This is a genomic window from Providencia burhodogranariea DSM 19968, from assembly GCF_000314855.2.
Taxonomy (GTDB): domain Bacteria; phylum Pseudomonadota; class Gammaproteobacteria; order Enterobacterales; family Enterobacteriaceae; genus Providencia; species Providencia burhodogranariea.
Map to the genome: position 1 here is coordinate 17,619 of NZ_KB233227.1, position 10,134 is coordinate 27,752.

General features: G+C 40.3%; 8 protein-coding genes. 5 read left to right on the forward strand and 3 right to left on the reverse strand.

Features of this window, described 5'->3' with window-relative positions; translation table 11 throughout:
• Nucleotides 1-103 precede the first annotated feature (103 nt).
• Nucleotides 104-1,480 (reverse strand): lysine-sensitive aspartokinase 3, encoded by a 1,377-nt coding sequence (gene lysC / locus OOA_RS18670; RefSeq protein WP_008913734.1) that lies wholly within the window; start codon nt 1,478-1,480, stop codon nt 104-106.
• A 517-nt stretch (nt 1,481-1,997) separates the two neighbouring features.
• Between lysC and pgi the strand changes: the two genes are divergently transcribed.
• From pgi to ubiA, 3 genes are all read left to right on the forward strand, one after another.
• Entirely contained in the window at nt 1,998-3,644 is a 1,647-nt protein-coding gene (pgi, locus tag OOA_RS18675) for a glucose-6-phosphate isomerase (protein ID WP_008913735.1), read from the forward strand.
• A gap of 411 nt (nt 3,645-4,055) precedes the next feature.
• A complete protein-coding gene (gene ubiC, locus OOA_RS18680; RefSeq protein ID WP_008913736.1) occupies nt 4,056-4,562 on the forward strand; it encodes a chorismate lyase in 507 nt (168 codons plus the stop codon).
• Between the two features lie 33 nt (nt 4,563-4,595).
• A complete protein-coding gene (gene ubiA / locus OOA_RS18685; protein WP_008913737.1) occupies nt 4,596-5,450 on the forward strand; it encodes a 4-hydroxybenzoate octaprenyltransferase in 855 nt (284 codons plus the stop codon).
• A gap of 86 nt (nt 5,451-5,536) precedes the next feature.
• Here ubiA and plsB read toward each other — a convergent pair whose 3' ends face one another.
• Nucleotides 5,537-8,050 (reverse strand): glycerol-3-phosphate 1-O-acyltransferase PlsB, encoded by a 2,514-nt coding sequence (plsB, locus tag OOA_RS18690; protein ID WP_008913738.1) that lies wholly within the window; start codon nt 8,048-8,050, stop codon nt 5,537-5,539.
• Nucleotides 8,051-8,200: 150 nt separating this feature from the next.
• On the opposite strand from plsB, the gene OOA_RS18695 reads away from it, so the two are divergent.
• Nucleotides 8,201-8,575: a diacylglycerol kinase gene (locus OOA_RS18695; protein WP_008913739.1), complete on the forward strand. Its 375-nt coding sequence runs from the start codon at nt 8,201-8,203 to the stop codon at nt 8,573-8,575.
• A 137-nt stretch (nt 8,576-8,712) separates the two neighbouring features.
• Nucleotides 8,713-9,330, forward strand: coding sequence for a transcriptional repressor LexA (lexA, locus tag OOA_RS18700; protein WP_008913740.1), 618 nt, complete (start codon nt 8,713-8,715; stop codon nt 9,328-9,330).
• Between the two features lie 192 nt (nt 9,331-9,522).
• Here the strand turns inward: lexA and zur are convergent, their stop codons facing one another.
• The gene (gene zur / locus OOA_RS18705) at nt 9,523-10,044 is read right to left on the reverse strand and encodes a zinc uptake transcriptional repressor Zur (protein WP_008913741.1); all 522 of its coding nucleotides are present in this window, start codon (nt 10,042-10,044) and stop codon (nt 9,523-9,525) included.
• Nucleotides 10,045-10,134 lie beyond the last annotated feature (90 nt).

The following is a 10,134-nucleotide window of genomic DNA, read 5'->3' on the forward strand; positions in this document are numbered from 1 at the left end:
AGCTCTAATTATTTTTACTGCAAAATAAATATTTTCTTACCAATAAGAAACTAAAAAGGCGGTCATCGATGATGATCGCCTCTGTTCAATGCAATTCTAACGTTTATTCAAATAAGTTTGAGTGTAAAGTGCGTACGATTTCTTCTGCGTTATCACCCGGTACCAGTAAGCACATGTTATGGTTGCTTGCGCCGTAGCTGATCATACGGATATTGAACGACTCTAAGGCACCAAAAATTTGTTTTCCGAGTCCGTTTACTTGCGACAATTTGTTACCAATAATCGCAACTAAAGCGAGATTTTCTTCCACTTCAACGCGACATAATGCCGAAAGTTCAGTCATTAATGCATTAGTAAGCAAGCTACCATTGGTGCTGGTTGACCCAGTCGTATCCAGTGTCAGAGCCACACTGACTTCCGATGTTGTGATCAGGTCAACGGAAATATTGTGACGTAATAAAATTGTGAATATCTCCGCTAAGAAGCCACGCGCATGCAGCATTTTCAAGCTATGTAAGGTCAATAGCGTTTGTTTGCGGCGTAGTGTTAATGCCCTATATTGCGGTGGATTCTCTGTTCTATCGCAAACCAATGTACCGCCTGCTTCCGGTTCTTTGCTCGATCCAACAAATACTGGAATACCTGCACGTACCGCAGGTAGCAATGTAGCGGGATGGAGAATTTTTGCACCAAATGTTGCCATTTCAGCCGCTTCATCAAACGCGATTTCATCAATACGTTGAGCTGCTGGTACAACACGTGGATCTGTCGTATAAATGCCCGGAACGTCAGTCCAGATATCAACACGTGATAAATTGAGCACTTCAGCCAGTAACGCCGCAGTATAATCACTGCCACCACGTCCAAGCGTCGTTGTACGGGCTTTGCTGTCTTGACCAATAAAACCTTGAGTAATAATTAGGTCGTTCTGTAAACGTGGTAATAATAAATGTTGTGCAGACTCTTTTAATTGCTGTAAACCAGGCTCAGCACGACCAAAACTTGAATTGGTTTTCATTACCTTACGCACGTCAAACCAATGTGAATTGGCACCACGTTCACGCAGGATTTCAACAAATAATAATGTCGACATTAATTCGCCATGGCTGACCATTTCATCAGTTAAGGCATCGGAGGTTGCTAAAGAGGCAGAATCAGCTAAATGTGCGATATTTTCTAATAAGCGATTAATTTCTTCACGGATTACCTCCGCATGCTGTAAGTTATCAATAATAGCGTATTGAATATCTTGTACTTTTTGCAGTAGTTCATTGCGTTTATCTGCGTCACAGCCTTCAGAAAGCTCAACCAATAAATTGGTGATCCCTGCTGAGGCAGAGAGTACCACTACGCGGACATTTTTGTTCGAGAGAACAACATCAGCACTTTTATTCATTGCGGCATAATTGGCGACACTGGTACCACCAAATTTGGCGATAACAAACGGGCTATTTTCTGATAAAGACGCTACTGCATTCATGGAATCAATCCCTTTAGATAAACCTATTTTTTATATAGAAATATCGGGTTAAGCCGCCGCCGTCAATGAAGAATCAACGAAAATCAGTAATTCTAATGATGACTAATTTATTATCGTTTTTCCCGATGACTAGAATTAGCTCTGGATAAATTACAAAGAATTGACCAAAATAATTAGAGACTGTTGGTCTTACCCGTCATACTTGAAGTGACATATGTGTTGATTACGATCAGCAGCCCTAGAGTCTAATTCGGGTTACTTCATTGAATATAGCTTCGCTGGTGGTCTACACGAAACTTGAAGCATGATGAGTATAAATAGAGTTGAGTGAATTTTTGTCTAAGAAAAATGTTTTATATGGCAAATTTCGCGTATTGACCCAAATAACAACGTTGTTATGAACGAGATTTAACCTTAAAAAGGCCTACAACCCCTTCAAGCGCAGAAATAGATAAACCGAAATTCTTCGTTAGGGTACAATTTATTTTTATTTCAAATTTTTTGGAGAGTGTTACCCATGAAAAGTATTAATCCTAGCCAAACGGCAGCATGGCGGGCGCTAGAGCAGCATTTTGCGCAAATGAAAGATACCCATATGCGTGATTTGTTCAAACAAGACAATGATCGTTTTACCAAATTTTCCGCGACATTCGATGGGCAAATTTTGGTGGATTACTCCAAAAACCGCATTACCGAAGAAACATTGAACAAATTATTAGCATTAGCAAAAGAAACTGAATTGAAAAATGCGATTGATAGTATGTTCAGTGGTGAAAAAATTAACCGCACTGAGGATCGTGCTGTTTTGCATATTGCCTTGCGTAACCGCGATAACACGCCTATTTATGTTGATGGCAAAGATGTCATGCCAGATGTGAATGAAGTGCTAGAAAAAATGCATCAATTCAGTGAGCGCATTATCAATGGCGAGTGGAAAGGCTATACTGGTAAAGCGATTACTGATGTTGTGAATATTGGGATTGGTGGTTCTGATCTTGGTCCATTCATGGTGACCGAGGCGTTACGTCCTTATAAAAATCACCTCAACATGCACTTTGTTTCGAATGTAGATGGCACTCAAATCGCTGAAACATTAAAACCGTTAGATCCTGAAACCACACTATTTTTAATCGCATCGAAAACATTTACCACGCAAGAAACCATGACCAATGCGCATTCAGCTCGTGACTGGTTGTTAGCGACGGCAAAAGATGAAAAACATATCGCTAAACACTTTGTTGCACTGTCGACTAACAGTGAGCAAGTTGCTAAGTTTGGTATTGATACCGCAAATATGTTTGAATTTTGGGACTGGGTTGGTGGGCGTTATTCATTATGGTCAGCGATTGGGCTGTCGATTATTCTGTCTGTAGGCTACGACAATTTTGTGCAGTTGCTTGATGGTGCTCATGCAATGGATAAGCACTTTACCCAAACAGCCTTTGAAGATAACATCCCTGTATTGCTTGGTCTGATTGGCATTTGGTATAACAATTTTTTTGAATCAGAAACTGAAGCGATTCTGCCATACGACCAATACATGCATCGGTTTGCAGCTTACTTCCAACAAGGCAACATGGAATCAAATGGTAAGTATATTGATCGCGATGGCAACAAAGTGTCATACCAAACTGGCCCAATTATTTGGGGTGAGCCAGGTACTAATGGTCAACATGCATTTTATCAATTAATTCATCAGGGAACGAAGATGATCCCTTGTGATTTCATCGCACCAGCCTTGACCCATAACCCATTAGGCGATCATCACGACAAATTACTGTCTAACTTCTTTGCACAAACTGAAGCTCTTGCTTTTGGTAAAACGCGTGAAGTGGTTGATGCAGAATTTGCTGCGCAAGGTAAAAAACCAGCAGATATGGAATATGTCGCACCTTATAAGGTATTTGAAGGTAACCGCCCTACAAATTCAATCTTGCTTAAAGAGATCACGCCTTATTCATTGGGTGCACTGATTGCTATGTATGAACATAAAATCTTCACACAAGGCGCTATCTTGAATATTTTCACCTTTGACCAATGGGGTGTGGAATTAGGTAAGCAGTTAGCGAGCCGTATTTTACCTGAACTAGAAAGCAGCGATAACATCGGCAGCCATGACAGTTCAACAAATGGATTGATTAATCGCTATAAAACATGGCGTTAATTGTTCATTATTGATGTAAACACAGCCTGTCTTAGACAGGCTGTTACAAGACTAACAAAGTAAAAAATTCGCATTTCCACTCTTAGATTATCCATTGAAGTCCAGTGACTTGATCATCTTATTTTTTTATTTGTTTTATCGAATCTAATTTTTCTCGAAAAACTCATCAAACTTATCAATGATTTGGTAGAAAATTAAGCTAAGCTATTTCAATCTTAATAATTATTTTTATCGCTAACCCATTAGTAATTAAAATCATTTTACAAATATTTTTCAATTTGTGTTGAATTAGTGACTTTTTAACTAAATTGTTAGCTAACTTTAACCCTATAACAAAACAACGTGATATCCTTCGTAGTAATAACCCAATATGAAGCAAAACCACATATTTTAGTGGTGGAATTATGAGTAATGGATGAAACGCTTTTTACCTCTCACCCGATAACGTGGCTACCAGAGGCCGATGACCTTGTTCCTGATAATATTTTAGACTGGTTGCATGAGCTTGGGTCAATGACAAAACGTTTAGAGCAGCACTGCCAGTGTGTTACCGTTATCCCTTGTGCGCAGCGATATGTGACTAAAGAAGCTCTCAGTGATGATGAAACTCAATGTTTACCGGTGAGTGAGTACTATTGGTTACGGGAGGTTATTATGTATGGTGATAATATTCCCTGGTTACTCGGCCGAACACTAATTCCGCAAGAAACATTGACCGGTGAAGACCAAAAGCTCATTGATATTGGTGCTGTACCATTAGGGCGTTATCTATTTAGTCATGATAATCTTACCCGGGATTATATTCATATAGGGCAGCAAAATTCTCGATGGCTCCGTCGCTCTCGATTAAGGTTATCAAACAAACCGTTATTATTAACTGAATTATTTTTACCTGAATCACCTGCTTATAAAAGATAAAAAGTAAAAGGAGCACGACAAGTGGAGGGAAGTATGGCGCTAAGTAAATGGCATGCCTACAGCCGTTTGATGCGTATTGATAGACCCATTGGCACACTATTATTATTGTGGCCGACTTATTGGGCGCTGTGGATTGCGGCTCAAAGTACACCAAGTTTGTCTATTTTAATTGTATTCACCGCTGGCGTGTTTCTGATGCGAGCCGCCGGATGTGTCATTAATGATTTCGCTGATCGTCATTTTGATGGTCATGTTGAACGAACAAAACATCGACCATTACCCAGTGGCGATGTCAGTGAAAAAGAAGCAAAAATTTTATTTGCTAGCCTTGTTGGGCTCTCTTTTTTACTGGTATTAACGCTTAATTCTATGACTATTTGGCTATCTCTTGCAGGGCTAGCATTAGCATGGGCTTATCCATTTGTTAAGCGTGTAAGTCATTTACCTCAAGTTGTCTTAGGTGCGGCATTTGGTTGGTCAATACCAATGGGCTTTTCTGCGGTCAGTGAATCGTTGCCGTTGGTGTGTTGGTTACTTTTTGTGGTCAATATTCTATGGTCTGTTATTTATGATACGCAATATGCGATGGTTGATCGTGATGATGACTTAAAGATTGGTGTGAAATCGACGGCAATTTTATTCGGCCAATATGACAAGCTTATTATTGGCAGCCTGCAAATCATCATGATTGGGTTATTGGTATTGATAGGCTCAATGGCCGATTTAGGTCTGATTTTCTATATCTCAGTCGTGTTGTCGTTACTACTGTTTGTATATCAACAAAAGCTGATGGTAAACAGAGAGCGTGATGCTTGCTTTAAAGCATTTTTGAATAATAACTATGTGGGATTAATATTATTTATTGGGATTGTATTGAGCTATATTTAGTCCAGCAGTTATTTATTTTAGATAGAAAAAAGGTAATGCATTTAAACTGCATTACCTTTTTTTGTAGCTAAAGAAAGTGCTAGTTTTTACGCTTTAGGTTGAGAAGGGATCTCGTCATCAGTGTTTTCATTTGACTCAGAAGTAGTTTGCTTCGTTGGTGCGGAAAGTTCTTCTGCTTGGCTAACACTTTCAATTGTTAAACGTATTTCAGGAGACATCAAACGTGAAATAACGGCATACAATTTTTTAGCATTGGCTGTAAAGATATCGTTTTCATCATTATCGATATAGCCTTCTTCACGAAGTGTATCGACAAGTGTCGAGAATACTTCTTTATCGAAGAACTCTGGTGCATTAATACCATGTAGTACAGAAAGGCGCTGAGCGAGCATACGACTCTCTTTCTCTAATGTATTACGGCTAATTTCTGGGCTAGCATTTAGCAATGAGAGCGTGATGGCATAGCGCTGTAAAGTTTCACGTACGCCAGCTGCTAATAGTTGCAACGGACGAATTCGACGTGGATTGAGCACCACTGTATCGTCATCTTTCAAGCACACCAATTGTTGATTACTTAATTCATCAATTAAGGTATTGACGACATCCACCAAGGATCCACTATCAAACCGCATAAACAGCTCAGCTTTGAGGAACGGATAGATTTGACCAACCTGATAATGAATGTCTTGGCGACTAATGTGTTCATTATGTAGCACAATGCTGGTAATCAATGATGGTAACACTAAAAGATGATGGATATTATTTCGATAATACGTCATTAAAACTGCATTTTCACGAGGAAGAATAATGATATCCCCCATGCTGTCTTTTTCGACTTCAAATTTATCCATTTGCAGGGCGTGCTCTAAAAGCTCTTCTGCTGTCTTATTAGGTGTTGTTGCATCAGCGGTATAAGGCACATTGCGTAATAATTGCAGGTAACAATCTACTTGCTCAATGAGCTGTTCACGCGTTAAAGAACGTTGACGTGATGCCAAAAGTGCGGTTGAACACAAGTTAATCGCATTAGCTGCTGCGGCATTATTGATATTGACCATAATGTTGTCCGCAAGACGACTCACGGTTGGGTTCAACCAACTCGGGCGTTGTGGTTCGATAGGGTCAATAGAATCACGCCAATGAGGAACATGCTTCGACAAATACTGGCCTAATGAAATAGGTTGCCCAAAATTCACATAACCTTGACCTAATTTGCGTAATTTACGCAAACCTCGGATCATCGAAACAAAGCCTTCTTTTTCTTTTTCCGCCCCACGTAACTCTTTGGCATAGGTTCCCACTTCCATCACATGTTCATAACCAATATAAATTGGCACGATGGTGATCGGACGAGAGTCGCCACGTAGCATAGCTTGCAGGGTCATCGACAATGTGCCGGTTTTAGGTTGAAGTAAACGACCTGTACGGGAACGTCCGCCTTCAACGAAGTATTCGATTGAGTAGCCACGTGCAAACAGCTCACTGAGATACTCACGAAATACGGTTGAATAGAGTTTGTTTCCTTTAAAGGTTCGACGAATAAAGAAAGCACCTAAACGGCGGAAAATTGGCCCTGCTGGCCAGAAATTCAAGTTAATACCCGCTGCAATATGTGGAGGAACTAACCCTTGATGATAAAGAACATAAGAGAGTAGTAGGTAGTCCATATGGCTGCGATGCGATGGGACATAGACAATTTCATGGCCATCTTGCGCTAATTGACGTACTCGCTCAGCATGCTGAACATTGATCCCTTGATAGAGCCTGTTCCATGTCCAACTAAGGATCCGATCACTGAGACGAACAGCTTCATAAGAGAAGTTGGCTGCTATCTCTTCCATCATATTGATGGCATTTTGCTGGGCTTTTTTTAGCGGGATTTTTTTACTACGAGCTTCATCTTCAACTGCTTTTTCAATCGCTTTTGAGGTCAAAAGTTTATTAAATAACTCTTGGCGAACAGGCAGTTTTGGACCTACGGCAGCAAGGCGTTGACGTGAATAGTGAATACGTGCAACACGCGCTAATTTATTAGCAATAATTGTGTCAGTACCGTGTTCTTGTGCCATTAATCCCATCGAAACGATTGGAGAAAAGCGAACAAAGCTATCGCGGCCAAGCCACATGATGGCAAAGAATTTTTGAATACCATTGAGTAGTCGCAATGGTGGTGCAGGGGTATGCCCTTCACGCCCCGGTGAGCGACCAAACATTACAGATGCTGGTAACATCTGGATGTCTAGATTTGGATTACTACGGTGCAAGTCTAGATAAGCATGAAATGTTTTCACCGAGTCTTTACGAGGATCCGGAGAGTAGTAACGAAAAACCCGAGGGCCGTCATCAATAAAGACATAAGCTGGTAGCTTAGTACCATTGATATCGTTATCGATCAACGGATCTGGTAGGCCGATAGCTAAGCATTGGTGACGCAGCGTTAAAAGGTCAGACTTGGAATGATAGGGCAACACATATAATGTGGGCCGAGTTGTGTCCAATTCTAACTCTAAAATAGGGTCCGTTGGAATTAGTTTACTTTTTACCAATAATTTAAGTGGTAAATTCAACATGTTGTAATATATTTTACGCCATAGTGACATAAATGGTTATAGCCTCTTGTTAACAATGCTCTGCTGATCATACCAGAAATCAACGGGAAAATCAGTTACTGGCCATTAAGTTTAACCACAAAAAAAATGTGAGTTTGGCTACAAATAAATAATGATTAATCGCAAATTTGAGGAGTGAAAATGGCGAACCAAACTAAGGGATTTACGCGTGTCATTAAGGCTGCGGGATATTCCCTTAAAGGGCTTAAAGCCGCTTGGGTCAATGAGGCAGCATTTAGACAAGAATCGGTAGCTGCTATTCTGGCTGTGATTATTGCACTTTGGTTAGATATTAGTTATATCGATCGATTATTGCTGATCAGTTCTGTGGTGTTGGTAGCGATTGTTGAACTGATTAATAGCGCAATCGAGGCTGTTGTCGATCGTGTTGGCAGCGAATATCATGAATTATCTGGCCGAGCGAAAGATATCGGTTCCGCAGCCGTTTTTATCACGATTGGTTTAGCATTGGTTATTTGGGCAACCGTTCTATGGCAACGTTATTTTGCAGGTTAATAGCCTCAAATAGAGAGATAATCGACTAAAGCGCAAAATCATAAGTAAATGCGCCAGTTCAGTGATTTAAGTGTTTCAAATCTTCATTTACCTGTATATACTCACAGTCTGACTGTATAAACAAACAGGGGAACGAGATGAAAGCACTGACGGCTAGACAACAGCAGGTTTATGATTTGGTGCGTGATCACATTTCTCAAACGGGTATGCCACCGACACGAGCTGAAATAGCAGCAAGCCTTGGTTTTCGTTCGCCTAACGCGGCAGAAGAGCATCTAAAGGCCTTGGCACGTAAAGGGGTAATAGAGATTGTTTCTGGCGCTTCTCGTGGTATTCGTTTACTACTCGAAGAAGAAAATGATAACCCTGGGCTACCTTTGATTGGACGTGTTGCGGCAGGCGAACCTTTACTGGCTCAAGAACACATTGAAAGTCATTACCAAGTTGATCCTGCATTATTTAAGCCTCACGCTGATTTTTTATTGCGCGTCAATGGCATGTCAATGAAAGATATTGGAATTATGGATGGCGATCTGTTAGCTGTGCATAAAACTCAAGATGTTCATAATGGCCAAGTTGTTGTGGCTCGTATTGAAGATGAAGTCACAGTAAAACGTTTTAAGCAGCAAGGTAACCGTGTTGAGCTAATTGCTGAAAATTCAGAGTTCGCACCAATTATCATCGATTTACGTCAACAGAATTTCACTATTGAAGGTCTTGCAGTTGGTGTTATCCGTAATAGTGATTGGAGCTAGTACTTGCACTGTATTGTCATTGAAATGTTGCGGCAGATTTCATTCTAGTTTTATTTAGTTTTAGTTACGATAGAGATCTGCCTGCGATATTTAGATTATCCAGCATTAAAATAGGCTAAAGACAGATTGCGTCATCATGTCTTGCTAGAGTTGGCTATTTTCACATTTCCATGTTTCCACATAATTATTTTTTTACTTTTTCTTGGTTTTTACTGGCTGTTCGTGGTCATGATTACAATGGTCGTGATCTTCACAACGTACTATCTCACCGCAAGGTTTACACAAACCATGGTTTTCAACCACAGTATGGCGTAGCTGGAACTGATTTACTTCAGCTAAACTTATAATAGCGGCTTCTATCGTTCCGCAATCGCTCTCTGCGACACTGCCACAGTTATCACAAATCAACATGACTGAAATATGGCTAGGGTTATCAAAATGATGACAAATAACATAGCTATTTGTGGATTCAATTTTATGAATGAAGCTCTGCTCCATTAAAAATTCTAATGCACGGTAAACTGTCGGTGGCTTAGCTTGAGGTTCAACCTCACGTAATAAGTCTAGTAAATCATATGCGCTGATCGCGCCATGTTGTTGGGCAATCAATCGCAACACTGTTTCCCTTTGTGGTGTCAACCTAACACCCCGGGATTCGCATAAGCGTTCTGCCATCACTAGCAGCTTTTCTTCTTTCATTTTTTTTATGGTCATTGATCTTAACCCACAACTCAAAATTGCTATTGAGGGTTAGTTTATCACTATAGGGATGATACTTCGACTATACCCGTCATACTTCAAGTG

What these genes read in the sequence shown, in the direction of transcription:
- lysC (WP_008913734.1), bottom strand. Translation starts at nt 1,480, where the DNA reads ATGAATGCAGTAGCGTCTTTATCAGAAAATAGCCCGTTTGTTATCGCC.
- ubiC (WP_008913736.1), top strand. Translation starts at nt 4,056, where the DNA reads ATGGATGAAACGCTTTTTACCTCTCACCCGATAACGTGGCTACCAGAG.
- pgi (WP_008913735.1), top strand. Translation starts at nt 1,998, where the DNA reads ATGAAAAGTATTAATCCTAGCCAAACGGCAGCATGGCGGGCGCTAGAG.
- zur (WP_008913741.1), bottom strand. Translation starts at nt 10,044, where the DNA reads ATGACCATAAAAAAAATGAAAGAAGAAAAGCTGCTAGTGATGGCAGAA.
- OOA_RS18695 (WP_008913739.1), top strand. Translation starts at nt 8,201, where the DNA reads ATGGCGAACCAAACTAAGGGATTTACGCGTGTCATTAAGGCTGCGGGA.
- ubiA (WP_008913737.1), top strand. Translation starts at nt 4,596, where the DNA reads ATGGCGCTAAGTAAATGGCATGCCTACAGCCGTTTGATGCGTATTGAT.
- lexA (WP_008913740.1), top strand. Translation starts at nt 8,713, where the DNA reads ATGAAAGCACTGACGGCTAGACAACAGCAGGTTTATGATTTGGTGCGT.
- plsB (WP_008913738.1), bottom strand. Translation starts at nt 8,050, where the DNA reads ATGTCACTATGGCGTAAAATATATTACAACATGTTGAATTTACCACTT.